The sequence below is a fragment of the Rathayibacter sp. VKM Ac-2835 genome, assembly GCF_013266705.1.
Lineage (GTDB): Bacteria > Actinomycetota > Actinomycetes > Actinomycetales > Microbacteriaceae > Rathayibacter.
On record NZ_JABSNQ010000004.1, the window covers coordinates 39,832 to 61,896 of the forward strand.

Here is a 22,065-nt window from a genome sequence, read left to right on the forward strand (position 1 = left end):
CTCTCCTCCCGAAGCAGGCCCTCCCATGCGATTCCGCTCCCTCACCTCCGCGGTGGCGCTCCTCGCCGCCGCGACGCTGGTCCTCACCGGCTGCTCCCTCAAGGAGGAGTCCTCCGGCGCGAACGGCGCGAACGCCGCCGCCGCCGAGGCGACCACCGCCGCGGCCTCGACCGCCGACGTCCCGAGCCTCGAGGGCAAGACGGTCGGCGTCGCGGCGAAGGACATCGTCCACGACTTCTCCCGCATCGTGTACCAGTCGGTGCAGGACCGCGTGGAGGCGCTCGGCGGCACCGTCGTCGCCACCCAGGCCGAGGCCAAGGACGACAAGCATGTCTCGGACATCGAGAACCTCGTCTCGCAGAAGCCCGACGCGATCATCGTCATCCTCGGCGACGCGACGACCCTCGCCCCGGCGCTGAAGGAGGTGCACGACGCGGGCATCCCGCTCTTCACCATCGACAACGTCTCCGAGTACTCCGAGAACAACGTCACCAGCGACAACTGGCAGATCGGCTCGACCCTCGCCCGCACCATCGCCGAGGACATCGGCGGCTCCGGGCAGATCCTGGTCTTCAACGGCTTCCCGGGCGTCGCGCCCTGCCGCATCCGCTACAACGAACTCAAGCTGGTGCTCGAGGACTACCCGGGCATCTCGATCCTCCAGCCCGAGCTGCAGGACAAGTACGAGGGCACGATCGAGGACGCGAAGCAGCAGATCGGCGATGCCCTCTCGCGCTACCCGAAGGGCGAGATCTCGGCCATCTGGTCCTGCTGGGACACCCCGCAGATCGGCGCCGCCCAGGCCGTCGACGCGTCGGGCCGCGACGAGATCAAGATCTACGGCGTGGACGCCGACCAGGGCGCGCTCGACCTGATCGCCGACCCCGACTCCTCCTACACCGCGACCGTCGCGCAGCAGAACCTCGCCATCGGCGCCGGCTCGGCCGACAACGTGGCACGCTTCCTCGGCGGCGAGGCGGACTCGGTCACGCCGACCACCTACTTCGCCCCCGTGCTCATCGACAAGGCGAACATCGCCGAGAAGACCGCGGAGCTCGGTCTCGGTGGCTGATCCCGCGACCGTGCAGCCCCCGGCCCTCGTGATGGCGGGGATCTCGAAGTCCTTCGCCGGAGTGCCGGTGCTGCGCGACGTCGGGCTCACCGTCGGCCGCGGCGAGGTCGTCGCTCTGGTGGGCGAGAACGGCGCCGGCAAGTCCACGCTGATCAAGATCCTCACCGGCCTGTACTCGGCCGACGGCGGCTCGATCGCCATCGACGGCGCGCCGGTGGCGATCGCCGCCCCGCGCGACGCCGAGCGGGCCGGAATCCGCGTGGTGCACCAGGACCGCCACCTCGCCGGCCGCCTGACCGTGGCGGAGCAGCTCTACCTCGGCCACGAGAACCTGCGCCGCCGGGGCACCTCGGCCGAGGCCGTGCTCGCGGAGCTCGTCGGACTCGTCGTCCGCGGCGACACCCTGGTCGACGACCTCACCGTCGCCGAGCAGCAGCAGCTGCAGATCGCCCGCGCGCTGCTGGTCGAGCCGCGCCTCCTGGTGCTCGACGAGCCGACCGCGCCCCTGGCCGCCGCGGAGGTGGCGGCGCTGTTCGCCTCGATCCGCCGGCTGCAGGCCCGCGGCGTCGCGGTGATCTACATCTCGCACTACCTCCAGGAGGTGCAGCGCGTCGCGAGCCGCGTGGTCGTGCTGCGGAACGGCGCCGACGTCGGCGCGCTCGATCTGATCGAGGGCGACGCCGAGCAGGGCGCGCGGATCGTCGAGCTGATGCTCGGCCGCGACGTGGAGGAGTTCGCCCTCCGCTCCGACCGGGTGGTCGCCGCCGACGTCGCGCCGCTGCTCGAGCTCGAGGCGCTGACCGTGCCCGGCGCGCTCGACGCCCTCGACCTGGTCGTCCGGCCCGGCGAGATCGTCGGCGTCACGGGCCTCGTCGGCTCCGGGGTCGACGTGCTCGCGGACGCCGTGGTCGGCCTCGCCCGCCGCAGCGGACGGGTGCGCGTGGCCGGCACCGCCACCGCCTCCGCCCGGGCCTTCGTCGCCGCGGGCGGCGGCTACGTGCCGAGCGACCGCCGTCGCGACGGCGTCCTCCTGGCGCACACCGTCCGGGAGAACCTCTCGATCGCGTCGCTCGGGCGGATCAGCCTCGGCGGCCTGCTGCCCAGCCGCCGGCGCGACCGGGCCCTGGCGCTCGAGCAGATCGCCGCGCTCGACGTGCGGCCCGCCGATCCGGAGGCCGTGGTCGGCACGCTCTCCGGCGGCAACCAGCAGAAGGTCGCCCTCGGCAAGTGGCTCGCCGCCGGATCGCGCGTGCTCGTCCTCGACCAGCCCACCGCGGGCGTCGACGTCGGCAGCCGCGCCGCCGTCTACGCGCTGGTGAACCGGCTCGTCGACGAGGGCGCCGGCATCCTCCTCGTCTCGCTCGACCTCGAGGAGCTCGTCGGCCTCGCCGACCGCGTCCTCGTGCTGCACCGCGGCGCCGTGCGCGCCGAGCTGCCCCGCACCGAGCTGAGCACCGACCGCGTGCTCGCGCTCGCCTCCGGCGCCCTCGACGCACCCGCCTTCGACGCTCGGGAGAGTGCCCGATGACCCTCACCACCGCACCGACCGACGACGCGACGACGGAGGCGCCCGCGCTGCCGCGCGCCCGCCGCCGCGGCATCGGCGCCCTCGCCCTGATCGGCTACCTCGTCGTCGTCCTCGAGATCGCGGTGTTCAGCGCCGCCTCGCCGGTCTTCGCCACCGGCGGCAACCTCGCGACGATCCTGATCCAGGCCGTGGTCCCCGCGATCGCCGGCTTCGGCCTCGCGATCGTCGTGATCACCGGCGGCGACGACGTCGTCCGCGGCGGCATCGACCTCGCCTCCGGTCCGATCGTCGGGCTCTCCGGCGTCGTCGCGGCCGTCGCGCTGACCGCCGGTCTCGGCGCCGTGCCCGCCGTGCTGCTGGCCCTGCTCGTCTCGGTCGGCTTCGGCGCGATCAGCGGCACCGCCGTCGTGCTCGGCCTGCGCCCGCTGCTGGCCACGCTCGCCGTCTCCGGCATCGTCGGCTCCGTCGTCTTCCTCGCCACGGACAACGTCAAGGTGCCGGTCGCGGATCCGCTGTTCGACTGGCTGCGCGGCGGCAGCGTGCTCGGCGTCCCGGCGCCGGTCGCGGTGCTCGCCGTCGTGACGGTGCTGACCGCGCTCGCCGTCGGGCGGACCCCGTGGGGCACCCGCAGCTACGCCGTCGGGCAGAACCCGACCGCGGCGAGCGTCGCGGGCGTCTCCGTCTGGCGCCACGTCCTCACCAGCTACCTGCTCTCCGGGCTCCTCGCCGGGATCGCGGGCCTGCTGCTCGCCGCCCGCCTCGCCGCCGCCGTGCCCGGGATCGGCAACCAGATCCTGCTCGACATCATCGTCACCGCGTACCTGTCGGTCGTGTTCTCGCGCCGCTTCGTCGTCACCATCGGCGGCACGCTGCTCGCCGCCGTCTTCGTGGCGGCGCTCGGCAACGGCTTCACCCTGATCGGCGTCGACAGCCAGTGGGTCGGTGCGATCAAGGGGCTGCTCATCCTGCTCGTCCTCGGCCTCGCGGCCCTGCGAGAGAGAGGGGTCCGCTCGTGACCGCCGTCGCCCTGCCCGTGTCCGAGTCGCGCCGCGCCCTGGCCGTCAGGCTCCTCGCGCCCGCCGCGGTCGTGCTCATCCTCGCCGTCTTCGGCACGAGCGTGCCCGGCTACTTCGCGCCGACCAACCTGCTCAACGTGGCGAGCGCCAGCGCGCTGCTGCTGATGGCGGCGTGCGCGATGACGCTCGTCGTCCGCGCCGGCGGGATCGACCTCTCCATCGGCATCGCGATCGACCTCGCGGCGCTGGCGGCGACCGCGCTGATCGCCGACGGCTACGTGACCTGGTTCGCCGTGCTGATCGGCCTCGGCTTCGGGATGCTCGCCGGCGTCGTGAACGCCGTGCTGGTGATCGTGCTGCGCATCCGCGCCTTCCTCGCGACGCTCTCGGTCTGGTTCATCGGCACCAGCGCGCAGCAGCTGCTCACCGGCGGCGGCGCGCCGATCTACCTCCGCCGCCAGGAGACGCCCGACGCCTTCGCCGCCTGGGGCAACGCGACCGTGCTCGGCATCGGCACGCCGGTGCTGCTGGCGATCGCCGTCGCCGTCGCGGTCTGGCTGCTGCTCGACCGCACCCGCTGGGGCCGTGTGCTCACCGCGGCGGGGGAGCAGCCCGGAGCCACCCGCATCGCCGGCCGCCGCGTCGGGATCTCCCTCGCCTCCGCGTTCGTCGTGGCGGCGCTGATCGGCGCCCTGGCCGGCATCGCGCTCGCCTCGCGCAGCTACGGCTACTCGCCGGCGAGCGGGCAGCTCTACGTGCTCGACGCGATCGGCGCGGTCTTCATCGGAGCGACGCTCTCGGCGCACGGGCGGCCGAACGTGCTCGGCACGGTGATCGGCGTGCTGATCTTCGGCCTGATCAACAACGGCCTCGTGCTGCTGGGCGTCTCGTTCTACTGGCAGGGCCTCGTCCGCGGATCGGTGCTGCTGCTGCTCCTGCTGGCGACCGCGCTGCTGCGCTGCGAGTCGATCGCGCCGCCGCTGCGGACGCTGCTCTCGCCGCGGCGGTGACGGGAGGGGCGCCGCACGCCACCGCCGCGCGGTGAACGTCTCAACCGGTCGTGCGCTTCGACCCGCACCCGCCTCCTCCGGGGGACCACCCGACCGTCGGCGTCCTGTACGCCGCGACGGATGCCGTGACGTCGCTCGGCGAGACCCACCAGCGTCGACGGGTCGTCGATCGTGTTCAGAACGCCCCTCGGCTGATGGGCTGGCGTCCGTCCCGTCCGCTGACGCTCCTCGCTCCCACCGGTCAGTGGCCGGTCCGCAACGGCTGGCGCTACTGCAGGGTGACCGTCACCGGCGCGCTGACGGTGCTGTTGCCCGCGGCATCGATCGCCCGGGCGGTCAACGCGAACGTGCCGTGCTCGCCCGCGGTGCTGGTGGTCAGCGACCAGGTGCCGTCCGCGTTCTGAGCGGCGTCGCCGACCTCGGTGCTGCCGAGGAGGAAGGTGACGCGGGTCACGGCGATGTCGTCCGTCGCGGTGACGGTGGCGGTCGTCGAGCCGCCGAGCACGGAGCCGGAGCGCGGCGAGGTGATCGTGACGGCGGGGGCGGTGCTGTCGACGACGGGCGCCTTCTTCTGGGCGGGCTTCGCGGACGCGGAAGCCGGAGTGGTGACGGGCGTCACGGTGGGCTCGCCGGCAGCGGGGTTCGGAGCCGCGGTGGTCGCCGGAGCCGGAGTGGCCGCCCTCGGAGAAGGGGACGCCGTCGCGGTGGTGGTGGCGGTGGGCGCCGGGGCGGTCGCCCGGGCGGCGACCTTCGCCGACGCGGGAGTCGCGCCGCCGGAGACGGCGACGCGGTCCCAGACGCCGGTGAGGTAGGCGGTCGTCGGCCGCGGGGCCAGCGCGTCGAGGCCGGCGGCGGTCAGTGCGCTGAGGGTGGTGTCGACGGAGAAGCCGCCGCTCCGGGCGACCTTCCCGGCGAGCGTCGTGCGCGATCCGGACACCGCGTTCCAGACCGGCTGCAGCGAGCCCGTGAAGATCGAGTCCGTGGCGTCGACGTTGCCGCCGCCCTTGCCCTGGATCGCGCTGACCCTGCCCTTGCCGTTGATCGCGCCGGGGGAGCCGGCGCCGCCCGGGAGGAACGGGTAGCGCTGAGCGGCGACGTCGCCGCCCAGGATCAGCGCGTGGTCGAAGAGGACGTTCTTCACGCCGCCGACGATGACGGCGCTGTTGTTGGAGCTGAAGACGGCGGTGTCCCGGACGGTGACCTGGCCGGTGATGCCGGCGCCCTCGATCTGGAGGCTGTCCGTGTGCGGGCGAGCGGGGTTCGCGCCACCGCCGTACGGCTTGTCGACGTAGTACGAGGGAGCGATGTAGTCGCCCTCGACGAGCACGTCGCTCACCGTGTTCGGCGCGTACGCCTTGATCTGCGCGGAGTCGCCGCTCTTGAGCTTCGACTCCGGCTCGACGATCTCGAGGAGCTCGACGTCGCGCACGGGGATCCCCGAGGAGGCGGCGAGGCCGACCCAGTTGTTCGCGATCCGGAGCCAGGCGAACGACGAGTGCGTCGCGCCCTTGACGTCGATCGAGTCGATGTCGAAGCGCATCAGCGTGATGCCGGTGACGCCCTTCAGCATCCAGCTGCCGCCGGTGACGGACTGGAAGCCGTCGCGCGCGGTGATCAGGACCTTGAGCGGACCGTCGTTCGTGTAGCCGTCGAGAGCGGACAGGTCGTCGATGCGTCCCGGAGCGACGCGGACGACGGCGCCGGCGGCGATCCGGGCGGGCGTCAGGGCGTTGAGCGCCGCGCGGATCGCGGGGCCCGACGCGGCGACGTCGACGACGGTGGTGCTGCCGGAGAGCGCGGAGCGGATGTCCGGGGTGTCGGAGGGGTAGTGCGTGCCGTCCGGACCGAAGGTCGAGGCGCTCGCCGCGGAGGCGGCCGGAGCGGCGGAGGCGGCCGGGGCGATCCGGAACGAGGCGCCGGTGACGGCGATCCCCACGGCGGCGGTGACCGCGAGGGTGCGGAGAACGGCGGGCGCCAGGCGGGCGGACGGAGCGGCGGGCAGGATTCGTGACATGGCGGTGTCTTTCGTTGGGAGGGCGGGGTGACGGATCGCCCGGCGCTGAGGTCGAGGACCCGAGGCGCGCGACGGACCGGGGTCCTCGCACAGGGGGAGGAGCCCCGGAGACACGCATCGGTGCGTTCCGGGCGGGACAGCGACGGCCGAGCCGCACGCACCCTGTCTCCGTGAGGACGGGTGGGGCGGCGGCACCCGGTCGGACCGGGACGTGCGCTGAGCAACGGTCGGAAACGTATGCGGACGGACCGGTCGATCGACAGAAAGTGGCACGGATCGTGCTGTCTGTCTGGAAACGTTGTCATCGGGGAACGACTCCGGCGGTTCCTGCCCGAGCTGGGCGGGGTGCGCGGGCCGTGCCGAGCCGGTGAGTGACCGCCATCACTCCCCGGCTCGGCACGACGGCTCACTCGGTGGCGCTGCCGGCGCGCCGGCGACGGCGACCGAGGAGGACGCCGACCGCACCGAGGAGTCCGAGGAACCCGGCGACGGGCAGCACTGCGGCCGCGTCGGAGCCGGTGGAGGCGAGGTGACCCGCCGGCGTCCGATTCGACGCCGAGGCCGCTGCACCGGCCGGTGCCGTGGGGACCGAGACCTCGGTGGCCGGCCGGGTCGCCGCTCCCGGCGTCGGAGTGGGGGTCGGCTCCGAAGCGGGTCCGATCGGGACGGGAGTCACCGCGGGGATCGTCAGGGTGCCGAGGATGTTCTCCGTGTAGGCGACTCCTGAGGGCGTGGTGGCGGTGGCGAGTGACGCGACGAAGATCGAGTGGTTGAAGACGTCGCGCTCGGTCACGGTGCTCTCGAAGGAGACGACACCGGTCTCCCCGACGGGCAGCTCGGCGAGCTTCTCGCTGTCCGCGACCTGGACGTCGCGGAGGGCGACGTCGCCGGTGTTCGTGACCTCGGCGACCCAGCGCACCTTCGTCCCGGCGACGACGGGCTCGCCCTCCTCCGTCTCGAACGTGCCCGACACCTGCACGTCCAGATCCGGCGCCTCGGCCGCCACCGGAGGCTTCTCGGGGATCGGGAGCCTGTACTCGAACGGCGCCGAGACCGTCACGCGGGAGCCGTCCGGGAGGGTGCCCCGGACCGGCTTCGACTCGGCCGGCACGAACCCGTCCTGGAGGTTCTGCGCACTGACCACGGCCTCGGTCGTCGTGAGCCGGAACGACTCGCCGACCGCGAGCGTCTTCCGTCCGAGGACCTCCTTCAGATCGACGCCGCCCGTGTTCTCCACGTCGTAGGAGAACTCGACGCGAGTGCCCTCCTTCACGAGCTCGCCCGGGTCCGTGAGGAACGTCCCGGTGATGGTCACCGTCAAGGCCGGGACGGCAGCGGTGGGTCCGGACGTCGGCGCACCGGTGCTCGGCGCGGGTGTCGGCGCAGGCGTCGACGTCGTCGTCGACGTCGGCGTGGGCATCGGCGACGGCGAGGGCTCGGAGGTCGGCTGCGGCGACGGCGCGCCCTGCGGCAGCGCGACTCCGGTCGAGGCGCTTCCGGCGGACGCCGCCGGTGCTTCAGCTGCCTGGGCGACGGGCGCGGCGCAGCCGAGCAGGCCGACGGTGAGGACGAGGGACGCTGCGACGTCGAGCGGACGGCCGCTCGATCGGCGAGGCGCCGGGGACTGCGAAGGGCGAGTGTGCATCTGCGACTCCTGTAGGGGGCTCGGCGGAGCAAGCGAGTGAACCGAGGAAGTATCACACCCCTTTCCCAGGCGCGCCGTGCTGGAGGCGCGGACGGCGCGGGACGTCGGGCTGCTCGGGCACAGCACGAAGGGCCGCGGTGCACCCAGCACGGCGGCCCTCCCTCGCTGCTCCGCTACAGGAGCCTCACGGGCTACTGCAGCGTCACGGGCACCGGGGCGCTCTCCGTCACGTTGCCCGCCGCATCGGTCGCCCGGGCGGTGAGCGCGAAGGTGCCTTGCACGCCGGCGGTGTCCGAGCTGAGCGACCAGGTGTTCTCGCCGGTCTGCACGCCGTCGCCGATCTCGATGCCCTCGACGGCGAACACGACTCCGGTCACCGCGACGTCGTCGGTCGCCGTGACGGTCGCGGTCGCCGGTCCGCCGAGCACGTCGCCGGCCTCCGGGGCGGTGATCACGACCTCCGGGGCGGTGGTGTCCTCCGCGGGGGTCTCCGGCTCGGCGGGTTCCTCCGGCTCGGTCGGCTCCGTCGTCGGTGCCGGAGCCGGGCTGGTCGGCGCGGACGGGGTCGGCGCAGGGGCGGCCGTCGCGGTCGGCGTCGATGTCGGCGCGGGCGCGGGGCTGCCGCCGAGGGAGACGTCGTCCCAGATGCCGGCGAGGTACGCGGTGGTCGGCCGCGGGCTCCGCGCGTCGAGGTCGGCGGCGGTCATCGAGCCGAGCGACGGGTCGACCGTGAAGCCGCCCGAGCGCGCGGTCTTGCCGGGCAGGTTCGTGCGGGTGTTCGACACGGCGTCCCAGGTGGGCTGCAGCGAGCCGACGAAGGTCGAGTCGGACGCGTCGACGTTGCCGCCGCCGGAGCCCTGGACGGCGCTCAGGCTGCCGGGGCCGTTCTGCGCTCCGGCGGAACCGGCGCCGCCCTTCAGGAACGGGTAGCGCTGCGCCGCGGTGCTGCCGCCGACGATGAAGGCCTCGTCGAAGGCGACGTTCCGGACGCCGCCGATGATGACGGCGCTGTTGTTCGAGGCGAACACCACCGTGTCGCGGAGGGTGACCTGGCCGGTCACTCCGGAGCCCTCGATCTGCAGGGTGTCGGTGTGCGGGCGCGGCTCGCGGGAGCCGCCGTACTTCGCGTCGACGTAGTAGGAGGGCGCGATGTAGCCGCCCTCGACGAGGACGTCGGTCAGCAGGTCGGGCGCGTAGGCCTTGATCTGGGCCGAGTCGGCGTTCTTGACCGTCGAGTCGGGCTCGACGACCTCGATCAGCTCGACGTCCCGCACGGGGAGACCCGCCGAGCCGGCGAGGCCGACCCAGTTGGCCGCGACGCGCAGCCAGGCGAACGACGCGTGCGTCGCGCCCTTCACGTCGAGCGAGTGGATGTCGAAGCGCATCAGCGTGATGCCCGTGACGCCGCGCAGCGCCCAGTCGCCGCCGGTCACCGACCGGAAGCCGTCGCGCGCGGTGATCAGGACCTTGACGGCCCCGTCGTTCGTGTAGCCGTCGAGGGCCGAGACGTCGACGAGGCGGCCGGGGGCGACCCGGAGCACGGCGCCGCCCGCGATCTGGCGTGCGGTGAGGGCGTCGAGCGCCGTGCGGATCGCCGGGCCCGAGGCAGCGACGTCGACGACGGTGGTGCCGCGGGGGAGGGCGCTGCGGATGTCGGGGGTGTCGGAGGGGTAGTGCGTGCCGTCCGGACCGAAGGTCGTGGACGCGACGGCGGCGGAGGCGGCCGGTGCGTCCTGGATCACCGTCGCGGTGACGGCGATGCCGACGGCGGCGGTGATCGCGAGGAGGCGGGCGAGGACGGTCCTCGCTCGGGAGCGCGGGGACGACCTGGGGGGAGTGGCTCTGGCCATGGGGGTGTCTTCCGATCGGGTCGGGCAGCGGGGGAAGGGGTGCCCGGAGCGCGCAGCGACCCGGGGGTCGACGCGCTGGAGTGCCCGAGGCCCTGGGGAGGGGTCTCGGAGGTCCGCGGCAGTGCGGTCCGGGCGGAGGGGGCGGGGAGAGCAGGGCGGATGAGGCGCGGAAGGGGGAGCGGGAGCCGCGCTGGGAAAGGGCGGGGCGCGGTGCTCCCACGCGCAACCGTAGAGGATGCGTCCCTCTCATGGGGGTTGTGGCGCTCGTGGCGGAGGGGACCGTACTATGCCGCGGCGCGGCGAGACCCGCTCGGTCGCCGGTGCGGGGTCTCGAGACGCCGCCGTGGTGCCGCTCGACCGGCACGGGCGGGGACGCCGAAGGGCCGGCGCCTCGTGTCCGAGGGGCCGGCCCGTTCAGGGGCGGGGGTCTAGCGCAGGGTGACCGTCACCGGGGCGCTCGCGGCGACGTTGCCCGCCGCGTCGGTCGCCCGGGCGGTGAGCGGGAAGGTCCCGCGCATGCCCGCCGTGCTGGTGGTCAGCGACCAGGTGCTCGCGCCGGTCTTGACGCCGTCGCCGACCTTCAGGTTGCCGATGTAGAAGGCCACTCCGGTGACCGCGGTGTCGTCCGTCGCGGAGACCGTGGCGGTCGTCGTCCCGCTGATCACGGCGCCGGCCGACGGCGAGGTGATCGCGACCGTCGGCGCGGTGGTGTCGGCGACGGGGCCGCTGCCGCCGTCCTCCCCGTCAGGGGTCTCCGCGGGGAGGTCCGGGGTCTTGGTCGGAGTCGGCGTCGGCGTCGGCGTGGCGGTGGGCTCCGGGGTGGTGGTCGGCTCGGGGGTCGCGGTCGGAGTCGGCGTCGCCGTCGGGGTCGCGGTCGCGGTCGGGGTCGCGGTGGGAGTCGGGGTCGCGGTCGGCGTCGCCGTCGGGGTGGCGGTCGGCGTCGGCGTGGGAGTCGACGTGTCGACGTCGTCCCAGATGTCGATCAGGCGAGCCGTGGTCGGGCGGGGGCTCTTGGCGTCGAGCTCGTCGGTGCTCATCGAGCTCAGCGTCGTGTCGAGGGTGAATGCGCCCCGGGTCGCGGTCTTGCCCGCGATGTTCGTGACGGTGTTCGTGACGGTGTCCCACTTGGGCTGGAGCGAGCCGGCGAGGATCGAGTCGGACGCGTCGATGTTGCCGCCGCCGGTGCCCTGGACGGCGCTGACGCTGCCCGCGCCGTTGATGGCGCCCGCGTAGCCGGCGCCGCCGCGGAGGAACGGGTAGCGCTTCATGGCGAGCGGGCCGCCGACGATGAAGGAGTCCTCGAACGCCACGTTCCGCACCCCGCCGACGATGACCGCGCTGTTGTTGGAGGTGAACACGACGGAGTCGCGGAGGGTGATCTGGCCGGTGATGCCGCTGCCCTCGATCTGCAGGGTGTCCGTGTGCGGGCGCGCCGGGTTCGACCCGCCGTAGACGGCGTCGACGTAGTACGACGGCGCCATGTAGCTGCCCTCGACCAGCACGTCGCCCATCACGTCGGGAGCGAACGCCTTGATCTGCGCGGTGTCGGCGCTCTTCACCATCGAGTCGGGCTCGACGACCTCGATGAGCTCGACGTCGCGGACGGGGACGCCCGCGGAGGCGGCGAGGCCGAGCCAGTTCTTCTTGATCCGGAGCCAGGCGAACGACGCGTGCGTCGCGCCCTTCACGTCCAGGGAGTCGATGTCGAAGCGCATCAGGGTGATGCCGGTGACCGAGCGCAGCGCCCAGTTGCCGCCCGTGACCGACTGGAAGCCGTCGCGGGCCGTGATCAGCACCTTCTCGTCCCCGGCGTTCCGGTAGCCGCTGAGCGCCGACAGGTCGGAGATGTGGCCGGGGGCGACCCGGATGACCGCACCCTCCGCGATCTGCGTGCGCGTCAGGGCGTCGAGCGCCTTCCTGATCGCGGGGCCGGACGCCGCCGCGTCGACGACGGTGTAGCCGGCTGCTCCGGAGCGGATGTCGGGGGTGTCGGAGGGGTAGTGCGTGCCGTCGGGACCGAAGGCGGCGGAGCTCTCGGCGGCCGCTGCGGCCTGGGCGCCCGGGATCGACACTCCGGTCACGGCGATCGCCACGGCGGCGGCGACGGCCAGGATCCGGACCACGTCCTTCACGGGACGGGTGCGGGGCGGTGCCGTTCTGGAGCGGGTGGTCCGGGCCATGTGCTGTCGTCCGATCGACTCGTGCTGTGCGGGGAGGGGTCGCCCGGAGCACGTCGACGAGGGAGCCTCGAAGCGGGCGGCGGATCGGCGTCGTTCCCGGCGGGGAGCGGCTCCGAAGGACGCGTCGCTGCGTTCCGGGCAGGGGTGCGGCGATGCCGCGATGACCTCGCCGCCGCGCGAGAGCCAGGGAGCAGTCGTGCAACGGAGGGTCGGGTGGGCGCGTGCCGCTTCTCCCGGGGGAGGGCGGATCGCGTGCTCGCGGACCTCCGAGGGACGATCCTCCGGAGCGGTTGCCGAGCCTGTGGAAGGTTTCAGCAACTTTCCAGCTTCGTCAGAATAGGGACAGGCGGCTCCGCGACGTACCACTCCCATGGGGGCCACATCGGCAGAGAAGACTTCATCCGCCGTCGCAGCGCGCCCTGTGTCCCCCGCCCGGGGACGTTCTGCTACTCCAGCGCCCCCAGAACGATAGCGGCCGCCCGCGCGACCAGGGCGTCGTCGTAGGCCGTGTCGGGATCGTTGCGTGCGGTGAGGACGGACAGGACGATCGGAGCCCGGCCCGGCGGCGTGACGACGGCGACGTCGTTGCGGATGCCGCCGGCCCCGCCGGACTTGTCCGCGACGCTCCAGCCCTCGGGGGCGCCGGCGCGGATCAGGGCGTCGCCCGTGGCGTTGCCGCTCATCCAGTCCAGCAGCAGCGCGCGGTCCTCGACCAGCAGTCGCTCGCCCAGGGCGACGGCCGTCAGGTCGGCGGTGACGGCGGCGGGAGTGGTGGTGTTCGCGGTGCTGCCCGGCACGACCGTGTTGAGCCGCGGCTCCTCGTCGACGACGTCGGTGGTCGTGTCGCCGAGCTCCTCGAGGGCGCGATCGAGCGCGGCCGGGCCGCCGAGGCGGTCGAGCACCAGGTTCAGTGCGGTGTTGTCGCTCTGCCGGACCGCGGCCTCGGCGAGCCGGGCCAGCGGCAGCCCGGTGGCGGTGCTCTCGCCCGTGACGGGGGAGTAGCCGGCGGCCTCGACGTCGGCCGCGGTCCAGGTGACGACGTCGCCGCGCTCGGCGGCGGGGACGGCATGGAGGAACTCGGCGGCGGCCAGGGCCTTGATGCTCGAGGCGTAGCCGAAGCGCTCGTCCCGACGGTGCGCGACCTGCCGGCCGCTGCCGGTGTCGACGGCGCTCACGCCGATCCGCGCGTCGAACTCGGCCTCGAGCGCGGTGAGATCGGCGGAGACGTCGATCGCCGGGGCGGGGGCGGGGACGGCGGGGGACGCGGCAGCCGTCGTCGACGGGGACGTGGCGGGAGCGCTCGGTGCGGAGCAGGCGGAGAGCGCGAGCACGGCCGCGAGGACGACGGCGGACCCGCTCCGGATCCCGAGGCGGGCGCTCACAGGACCGAGTAGACGACGACGAAGGCGACGGCGGCCGCGGCGGTGACCGCGAGGGCCGCGAGGGCGAGGAGCGGCCGCGGGCGTCTCCTGACCACCGCGAGGACGAGGAAGACCGCGCCGAGGACGATCTCGAGCCACCAGTAGACCGGGCTGGTCGTGTCGGCGACGTTCCTCAGGGCCCAGACGCCCTCGCCGATCAGGACGCCCGACAGCGGGGCGACCGCGAGGACGCGCCAGGGCGTGGAGCCGTGCAGCGTCAGAGCGGCGGCCGCGCCGAGGATCGGGCCGGCGGGCACGGCCAGCAGCCAGAACACGTCCGTGAAGGGCGGCGAGTAGCCGAAGCCGCGCGCGGCGGTCACGAGGTCGTAGCCCTCGAGGAGCGCCCAGAACGTGAGGAGGCCGAGCGCCGCCGCCGCGACCGGGCGGGCGCCGCCGAGCCGCACCAGGGCGAAGACCAGCATCGACCAGCCGCCGGAGGAGTTGGCGAAGGAGTTCACCGGGCCGGGCAGCGATCCCTGGAGGACGCTCGTGAGCCCGCCCAGGATCAGACCGCCGAGCAGGGCGGCGAGGAGGGAGCGGAGCACGCTCGGACGGGTGGTGGCGGGAGGCATGAGTCGATTCTCGGAGGTCGCGGGTCGGGAGGCATCGGGGAAGACCCTGAGTGGAGGGCTGCGGGACCGATCTCGATGCGCGTCCGAGCAGCCGCGCAGCGGTGTCCCGAGACCCGGCGCCCCTGCTCGCCCTAGGCGAGGCCGCCGTTGACGAAGAGGGTCTGGCCGTTGATCCAGCGGCCGGGGCCGGCGAGGAAGGCGACGGTCTCGGCGATGTCGGCGGGCTGCCCGAGACGCTCGAGGGGGACGGCGCCGGCGAGGCGGGCGACCTCCTCCTCCGACTTGCCGTCGAGGAAGAGGGGGGTGGCGGTGGGGCCCGGTGCCACGGCGTTCACCGTGATGTCCTTGCCGCGCAGCTCGCGGGCGAGGACGAGGGTGAGCGCCTCGACCGCCGCCTTCGAGGCGACGTACGGGCCGTAGCCGGGGAACGATGTCCGGGTGACGCTGGTCGAGAAGGTGATCAGCGCGCCGCCGGGTCGCAGCCGGGCCGCCGCGAGCTGCGCGATCACGAACGGCCCGCGGATGTTGGTGCGGTGCATCCGGTCGAGGTCGGCGAGATCGAAGGTCGCCACGGGGCCGAGGATCATGACACCGGCCGTGTTCACCACGACGTCGAGGCCGCCGAGGGCCTCCTCCGCCGCGGTGAAGGCGGCGGCCATCGCGGTCTCGTCGGCGACGTCGCCGCCGACGACCACGGCCTCGACGCCCTGCTCGCGGGCGCCCGCGGCGACGTCCTCCGCCCGCTCGCGGTTGCCGGAGTAGTGCACGGCGACCGAGAGGCCGTCGCGGGCGAGCCGCTCGACGACGGCGCGGCCGATGCCGCCGGAGCCGCCGGTGACGAGGGCGGTGCGGGGCGGGTTCTGCGGGGTCATCGGTTCTCTCCCTGGGGGTCGGTGCCGGCGGCTGCGGCGGTGTCGGTGGGGGTCAGCAGGTCCTGCATCCGGATCCGCTCGTAGAACTCGCGGCGCACCGCGTCGCCGAGCTCGAAGACGCGCGCGGCGCCGTCGTCGGCCGGGTCGATGACGACGCGGAAGGGGCGCTCGCCGCGGGGCAGGTCGACGACCCGCGCGATCTCGAGGGCGATCTCCCGGGGGTCGGCGTCCGCGGGAGAGAGCTCGGCGAGCCGGGCCGACACGTCGTCCATCAGCCCCGGGTAGCGGTCCGCATAGGCGGACGCGACCTCGGTGCGGGAGGCGTGCCCGGCGTGCGCGAAGTGGTTGGTGCCCGTGGTGTACGAGCCGGGGACGACGATGACCGTGTCGATCCCGAAGCGCGCGACCTCGACCGCGTAGCCGACGGCCAGCGCGTCCTCCGCCGCCTTCGCCGCGAAGTACGGCCCGAGGTACGGGGGCGTGCCGCCGCGCGAGCTGGACGAGCCGACCCAGACGAGCAGGCCCTCCTCCTGCGCGCGGAGGATCGGCAGCACCGCGTGGTTGAGCCGCTGGGTCGAGAGCACGTTCACGTCGTAGACCTCGGCGAGCTGCTCGACGGTGAACGCCTCGGTCGGCCCGAGGACCATGTGGCCGGCGTTGTGCACGACCACGTCGATCCGCTCGCTCTCCTCGGCGATCCGCGCGACGGCGGCGTCGACCGACGCCTGATCCGAGACGTCGAGCTCGACGGGGCGCAGATCGACGCCGTGCTCGTCGGCGAACGAGCGGGCGTCCTCGGCGGCGGGGGCGTTGCGTCCGCTCATCGCCCGCATGCCTGCGTAGACGCGGTGGCCGGCGAGGGCGAGCTCGCGGACGGTCATCGCTCCGAAGCCGCTCGAGGCGCCGGAGACGATCACGACTTTCGACACGGTGGTCCTTTCGAGGGAGGGAACGGGGTCCCTCCACTCTCGGACCGTCACGGGGGCGGGAGTGTCGCCGTCCTGCGGTGGACGCCCGCGATCCTGCGCAACCGGCCGCAGCTCGCGACGCGTCCGGTGCCGTCCGCCGCCGGGCCGCACGGCTAGGGCGCGGTCGGCTGCTCCGGCATCGCCGCCGTGCCGGTGGCGAGCAGGCGCTCCTTCACGAGCTCCGGGAAGAGGGGACGGCCGTAGAAGTAGCCCTGCGCGCGGTCGGCGTGCAGGCTCGTCAGCAGCTCGTGCGCGGACGGCGTCTCGACGCCCTCGACGATCGTGTGCATGTCGAGGTCGGAGACCAGGTTGATGATCGAGCGGAGGATCGTGGCGTGCCGCGGGTTCTCCTCGTCGGCCAGGAAGACGCGGTCGATCTTGACGATGCTCAGCGGCACGGTCAGGAGCGCCGCGGCGGCCGCGTGCTCCTGCCCGTAGTCGTCCAGAGCGATGGCGATGCCGTCCTCGGTGAGGGCGCGCACCCGCTCGATCACCGCCTCGTCGACGTGCCCGATCGACCCCTCGGTCAGCTCGAGGCAGAGCTGGATGCCCTGATCGGCCGTGCGGTGGGCGCAGATCACGTCGGTGACGCTGTCGTGCATCAGCTGCTCGGCCTCGATGTTGACGCTGAGGAACGAGACCGACGGGTCGATCGCGCGGAACTCGATCATGCAGGCGACCGCCTGATCGACGATCTGCACCGTCAGCTCGTCCAGCACGCCCAGCGAGCGCGCGATGTCGACGAGGGTGATCGGGCTCAGCGCGGTGCCGTCGGTCCGGGTGTAGCGGGCCAGCGCCTCGAAGCCGACGATGCGCCGCTCGGCGACGTCGATCACCGGCTGGAAGGCGACCCTCACGGTCCCGTCGGCCACGGCGGCGCGGACCTCGGCGACGAGGTCGACCCCCTGGGGTCCCTCGCCCTTGCGTTCCTTCTTCGTCTCGTACATCCGCTCGTCGGCCTCCTGCATCACCCGGTCGAATGAGCCGCCGTCGACAGCGACCGGGGCGCCGATGCTGATGCGGGGATGGAGCTCGGCGTCGCCGACGACCAGGGGCCGTTCGACGGCGCGTGTGATCCGGAGCGCGACGGCTCCGGCGGTGACGGAGTCGAGGAGGACGGCGAACTCGTCGCCGCCGATGCGCGCGACGACGTCGTCGCTGCGCACGCTCTCGCGGATGCGGCGGCCGACCTCCTGGAGGACGGTGTTGCCCGTCGAGTGCCCGTGGGTGTCGTTGACGGCCTTGAAGTCGTCGAGGTCCATGAACAGCACCGCGCGCTGCTCCTGGTCGCTGATCGCCGCGAACTCCTCGTAGAGGCCGCGCAGATTGCTGAGGCCCGTGACCGAGTCGGTCGTGGCCTGGTCGCGCAGGACGCGGGTGTTGCGGCGGTCGTAGAGGGCCTGGGTCGCGATGTGCGCGAGAGCGAGGAGGGTGCGGTGCTCGAGGGCGGTGAAGCCGCCGGAGTCGGGGCGCCGCGTCAGGACGACGTGGCGCAGGCCCGGACCCGGCGTCGTGATCGGCGCCGACAGCTCGAACGCACGACCGGGGGTGGCGGAGATCCGCGTGCTCGCCGACGGGATCGCCGTGCGCGCGGACCGCTCGAGCGTCTCGAGGATCGCCTCCTGCTCGCCCCACGGCAGGGCGAGCGCCGCCTCGATCAGGCCGTTCAGCTTGCGCTCGATCCGAGCGCGGCGCAGGTACTGGCTGATCACGGCGACGCCCAGCGCGACGATCAGGAGGGTGTTCGCCGAGCGGATCTCGAGACCGGCGCCGAGGTCGATCCGCTCGATGCCGGCGGAGAGGTGCGCGCCGTAGGCGAGGGCCACCAGCGCGACGTTGAGCCCGAGTGCGAGCAGCACGCGGTCGGGCCGGAGCGCCGGCCGGGGCACGTCGGTGACGTCGGCGAGCGTCAGCCACGCCTGCAGGTACTCGGCCCCGATCGAGAGCAGGGCGTAGGCCAGCACCGCCGGCACCGCCGCGACGACGGGCCACCAGCCGGTGGGCGGGAAGAGGGCGAGCACCAGGAGGAAGGCGCCGCCCGACAGAGCGGCGAGCCCGGTCCAGTAGGCCGTGACGGCCCAGGGGCGCCGGGAGACGACCTGGAACACCGCGATCGCGAGCACCCACAGCAGCAGCGCCTCGATGCGCGGGACGTCCTGCGCCAGGAAGGCCAGCACCGACACTCCGACGCCGAAGGTGACGGTGCCGATCCCCGAGGCGAGCTCGAGCCGGAAGGACGCGGTGATCCACATCGCCGCGAGCAGCACGAGGAACGGCAGCCAGAGCGCCGGGAGCGCTGCCGCGTGCGGGACGAGCAGGACCAGGGCGAGGAGGAGACCGGCGCCGCCGACGCCGAGCCGGAGCGCGCGCACCGGGCGGCCGCTGCCCCGCTCGGCCAGCACCTCGGGCAGCGGGAGGACGTCCTCGGCTCGCGCCGCCGGGAATCCGGTGCCGGCATCGCTCATGCGGTCCTCCGCCCCCTCCGCACGGCCGCCGGTGGTTCCGGCGCTCGCGTGCGTGTCCACCTTGGCAGACGGGGGAGCGGTCGGAGGCGGCGAGCGGGTGGGTCTCGAGACGCCCCCTTCGGGGCTGCTCGACCGGCCGGTGCGGGTGGGCGTCGGCCCGCCGCCCCTCGGAGAGCAGCCCGCGGAGCGGTCCACTAGGGGGTGTGGACCGCCAGGGCGGCGGCCTCGGCCGGGGCCTCGCCGCTGCGGAGGGGGAGGAGGCGGTAGAGCAGGCGGTAGGGGCCCTTCTCCGCGGTGTTGCTGTACTTCTCGGGGCGGGTCGGCACGTCCCAGTTGCCGCCCTGGAGGCCCTCCTGGGCGGCGTCGATCCGGACCACCGTGCGCGTCGACGCCGGCACCTCGTGCCAGTGGCGGCGGTCGGCGAGCTCGTCCGGGCTGTTCGGCTGCACGTTGACGTACATCCCCTCGCCGGGCGCACCGGCGACGACGAGCACGCCGGCGCCGCCGCCGTCGACGATCGCCGCCCAGCGCGTGTCCGCCTTGTTCGCGCTGTCCTGCGGCCGGCTGTAGCGGGTCGGCTGCTCGGCGACGGAGCCGGTCCAGCGGCCGAAGAACGCCGAGGTGCGGCGGTCGGCGGCCGACTCGTGCGGACCGCGGCCGTACCAGTGCACGGTCGAGAGCTCCGGCACGAGCCCGAACGTCGTCCCGACGACCTGAGGATTCGGCGTCCCGGGGACGGGGGAGAAGGTCGAGAGCACGTCCACCTGCCCCGTGCCGTGGATCGTGTAGACGATCGACTGCGGCGACGTCGTCACCCGGCCGGCCGGGCGGAACGGCACCGTCGTGGTCACCGTGCCGTCGACCGTGATCCGGACGGCACCCGGCAGCTCCTCCACGCCGACCCGGTCGACCGCCCACTGCTCGCCGACCCCGCGCCAGGGCAGCGACGGCTCGGGGTGCGTGGGCCGCATGTCCGGGATCGAGAGCTCGGGGTCGTTCGGGGTGCGCCAGTAGTTCGGCAGCAGCGGGTCGGCGAGCCGCTCGCGACCGCCGTAGCGGAGCGACGTCAGGCGGCCGGTCGCCCGGTCGACGGTGGTGGAGAAGGCCGGCCCGCGCACGACGATCGTCGTCCCCTCCTCGGCGACGGCGACCGGCGGCGCCTCCCGCCGCGGCGGAGGACCGGCGGGGTCGGCGTCGACCGGGAGGTCGAACTGCGCGCGTGCGACGACGTGTCCCGCCTCCGCCCAGGCGGTGGGGGCGGCGAGGGCCAGCTGCACGTCGAGGCGGTACTCGGCGGCTCCGTCCTGCGCCTCCGGGAGGCGGTACGGCAGTGTCACGCGACCCTCCTGCTGCGGACCGATCGCCCACTCGGCGCCGGGCAGGGAGCCCTCCTCGATCGGCTCGCCGTCCGCGGAGACGGACCAGTGCACGACGCAGCCGCCGAGCCCGGTGAAGAGGTGCTCGTTCGAGACCAGGAGCGAGCCGGTGCGCAGATCGACCGCGGTGATCGTGACCGGCTGGTACGCGAGCCTCGCCTCCTCGAGCTTCGGAGTCGGCGTGAGGTCGGCGAGGACGAGACCGCTCATGTGCGCGCTCTCCTGGTTCGGCTCGTCGCCCCAGTCGCCGCCGTAGGCGAGGAATTCCTCCCCGGGCCGGTCGGGCTGCGGCCAGTGCAGGCCCTTGTCCGCCCAGTCCCACAGGAAGCCGCCCTGCAGAGCGCGCGGGTCCGCGCGGGCGGCCGCCCAGTACTCCTCGAGGTAGCCGGAGGCGTTGCCCTGGCTGAAGGCGTACTCGATGAGCACGTACGGCCGCGGGTCGCGCTGCGACCGCTCGACGAGCTTCTCGACCGGCGGGTAGAAGTCGCCGTCGAAGTCCGAGAGACCGGAGGGGACGACCCAGGTCCCGGAGCCGACGGGGTCCTGGTAGCTCACGGGGCGCGTCGGGTCGTGGGCCTTCGTCCAGTCGTGCATCGCCTGCAGGTTCGAGCCGACGCCGGACTCGTTGCCGATCGACCAGGCGATCACGCACGGGTGGTTCTTGTCGCGGTCGACCATGCTGCGCATCCGCTGGAGCAGGGGAGCGCGCAGCTCGGGGCGGTCGCCGGGGAGGAAGGGCCGGCCGTCGTCGTCGACGCGGTTGATGTGCGTCTCGTTGTCCGCCTCGTCGAAGACGTAGAGACCGTACTCGTCGGCGAGGTCGTACCAGAGCGGGTCGTTCGGGTAGTGCGAGGTGCGCACGGCGTTGATGTTGCTCTGCTTCATCAGGCGGATGTCCGCGATCATGTCGGCGCGGCTCAGCGTGCGGCCGGTGCGGGGGTGCCACTCGTGCCGGTTCACCCCCCGGAGGGAGACCACCCGGCCGTTGACGAGCAGCACGCCGTCGACGATCTCGACGCGGCGGAAGCCGACCCGTACCGCGACGCGCTCGAGGACGGCCCCGGTCGCGTCGCTCAGCTCGAGGACGAGGGTGGAGAGCTCGGGAGTCTCGGCCGACCAGAGTCGCGGGGCCGGGACGGGGATGCTCGCGGAGCTCTGCGCGCGACCGTCGGTGCCGAGGGCGACCGGCGCGGTCAGGTCGCCTCCGGGCTTCGCGTCCGGTCCGGTGCCGTCGAACAGCCGGGCGCGGAGCTCCAGACCGGAGGTGGACGGAGTCCCGTCCATCTCGACCGACACCTCGACCGACCCCGCGGTGAACGCGTCGTCGAGCGGCGTGCGCACCGTGACGTCGCGGATCATCGCCCGCCCGCGCGAGAGCAGGCGCACGCTCCGGAAGATGCCGGACAGCCGGACGTTGTCCTGGTTCTCGAGGTAGGAGCCCGTGCACCAGCGGTGCACCTCGACGGCGAGGACGTTCGCCCCGGCCCGCACGTGCTCCGTCAGGTCGAACTCGCCGGTCGTGTAGCTGTCCTCGCGGTAGCCGAGGCGGTGCCCGTTGAGCCAGACCGAGTAGGCGGACTCCACTCCGTCGAACTGGAGGAACGTGCGGCGCTCGGCCCAGCCGTCGGGCAGTTCGAAGGACGTCCGGTACTGACCGACCGGGTTGTAGAGCGTCGGCGCGTTCGGGTAGTCGCCGCGCGGGTCCGGCTGCTCGTGGTGCCCGTTCGCCCCGGTCCACGGCAGCACGAGGTTGGTGCCGATGGGGAAGTCGTAGCCGTGCAGCTGCCAGCTGGACGGGACGGGGAGGGTCGGCCACTGCGCGTCGTCCCAGTCCTCGGCGGCGAAGCCGTCCAGGCGGGCGGCCGGGTCCGGCACCCAGTGGAAGCGCCAGTCGCCGTCGAGGCTGTGCGCGAGCGGCGTGCCCGCGGCGTCCCCCTGCAGTGCGGCGTCGAGCGTGGCGAAGGGGGTGAGCGCGGCGTGCGCCGGCTCCGTGCCCCACTCGAACACGTCGGGGTCGTTCCACTCCTGGGCGAGGGTCATGCGGGGCTCCTTGTGCTGGTTCGTGCGTGCGGCGTG

At 73.7% G+C, this 22,065-nt stretch carries 14 protein-coding genes; 4 read left to right on the forward strand and 10 right to left on the reverse strand.

Going from position 1 to position 22,065, the window contains the following annotated elements:
• The first annotated feature begins 25 nt into the window (after nt 1-25).
• The 4 genes from HRK28_RS16685 to HRK28_RS16700 are packed head-to-tail and all read left to right on the forward strand — an operon-like array spanning nt 26 to nt 4,626.
• Nucleotides 26-1,072, forward strand: coding sequence for a sugar ABC transporter substrate-binding protein (locus HRK28_RS16685; RefSeq protein ID WP_173252450.1), 1,047 nt, complete (start codon nt 26-28; stop codon nt 1,070-1,072).
• Nucleotides 1,065-2,600: a sugar ABC transporter ATP-binding protein gene (locus tag HRK28_RS16690; protein WP_160089395.1), complete on the forward strand. Its 1,536-nt coding sequence runs from the start codon at nt 1,065-1,067 to the stop codon at nt 2,598-2,600. Before HRK28_RS16685 ends, HRK28_RS16690 begins: the two co-directional genes overlap by 8 nt.
• On the forward strand, nt 2,597-3,616 hold the full coding sequence (locus tag HRK28_RS16695) for an ABC transporter permease (RefSeq protein ID WP_160089397.1): 1,020 nt from the start codon (nt 2,597-2,599) through the stop codon (nt 3,614-3,616). Before HRK28_RS16690 ends, HRK28_RS16695 begins: the two co-directional genes overlap by 4 nt.
• Nucleotides 3,613-4,626 carry an ABC transporter permease gene (locus tag HRK28_RS16700; RefSeq protein WP_173252451.1) on the forward strand — a complete coding sequence of 338 codons (1,014 nt, stop codon included), beginning with the start codon at nt 3,613-3,615 and terminating at the stop codon, nt 4,624-4,626. The genes HRK28_RS16695 and HRK28_RS16700 overlap by 4 nt, the downstream gene beginning before the upstream one ends.
• 268 nt (nt 4,627-4,894) lie before the next feature.
• Here HRK28_RS16700 and HRK28_RS16705 read toward each other — a convergent pair whose 3' ends face one another.
• The 10 genes from HRK28_RS16705 to HRK28_RS16750 form a co-directional block, all read right to left on the reverse strand.
• A complete protein-coding gene (locus tag HRK28_RS16705; protein WP_173252452.1) occupies nt 4,895-6,640 on the reverse strand; it encodes an Ig-like domain-containing protein in 1,746 nt (581 codons plus the stop codon).
• A gap of 406 nt (nt 6,641-7,046) precedes the next feature.
• Nucleotides 7,047-8,285, reverse strand: coding sequence for an LPXTG cell wall anchor domain-containing protein (locus HRK28_RS16710; RefSeq protein ID WP_173252453.1), 1,239 nt, complete (start codon nt 8,283-8,285; stop codon nt 7,047-7,049).
• Nucleotides 8,286-8,476: 191 nt separating this feature from the next.
• The gene (locus tag HRK28_RS16715) at nt 8,477-10,135 is read right to left on the reverse strand and encodes an Ig-like domain-containing protein (RefSeq protein ID WP_173252454.1); all 1,659 of its coding nucleotides are present in this window, start codon (nt 10,133-10,135) and stop codon (nt 8,477-8,479) included.
• Nucleotides 10,136-10,563: 428 nt separating this feature from the next.
• Nucleotides 10,564-12,315, reverse strand: a complete 1,752-nt coding sequence (locus HRK28_RS16720; protein ID WP_173252455.1) for an Ig-like domain-containing protein — start codon at nt 12,313-12,315, stop codon at nt 10,564-10,566.
• Between the two features lie 446 nt (nt 12,316-12,761).
• Entirely contained in the window at nt 12,762-13,697 is a 936-nt protein-coding gene (gene bla, locus HRK28_RS16725) for a class A beta-lactamase (protein ID WP_367948461.1), read from the reverse strand.
• Complete coding sequence (locus tag HRK28_RS20280) at nt 13,694-14,308, reverse strand: DUF6518 family protein (RefSeq protein WP_173252456.1); 615 nt, start codon at nt 14,306-14,308, stop codon at nt 13,694-13,696. The genes bla and HRK28_RS20280 overlap by 4 nt, the downstream gene beginning before the upstream one ends.
• A gap of 131 nt (nt 14,309-14,439) precedes the next feature.
• The gene (locus HRK28_RS16735) at nt 14,440-15,180 is read right to left on the reverse strand and encodes an SDR family oxidoreductase (RefSeq protein ID WP_173252457.1); all 741 of its coding nucleotides are present in this window, start codon (nt 15,178-15,180) and stop codon (nt 14,440-14,442) included.
• Nucleotides 15,177-16,109, reverse strand: a complete 933-nt coding sequence (locus tag HRK28_RS16740; RefSeq protein WP_173252458.1) for an SDR family NAD(P)-dependent oxidoreductase — start codon at nt 16,107-16,109, stop codon at nt 15,177-15,179. The genes HRK28_RS16735 and HRK28_RS16740 overlap by 4 nt, the downstream gene beginning before the upstream one ends.
• 152 nt (nt 16,110-16,261) lie before the next feature.
• Nucleotides 16,262-18,613, reverse strand: coding sequence for a bifunctional diguanylate cyclase/phosphodiesterase (locus HRK28_RS16745; protein ID WP_160089417.1), 2,352 nt, complete (start codon nt 18,611-18,613; stop codon nt 16,262-16,264).
• Nucleotides 18,614-18,807: 194 nt separating this feature from the next.
• The gene (locus HRK28_RS16750) at nt 18,808-22,029 is read right to left on the reverse strand and encodes a glycoside hydrolase family 2 TIM barrel-domain containing protein (protein WP_173252459.1); all 3,222 of its coding nucleotides are present in this window, start codon (nt 22,027-22,029) and stop codon (nt 18,808-18,810) included.
• Nucleotides 22,030-22,065 lie beyond the last annotated feature (36 nt).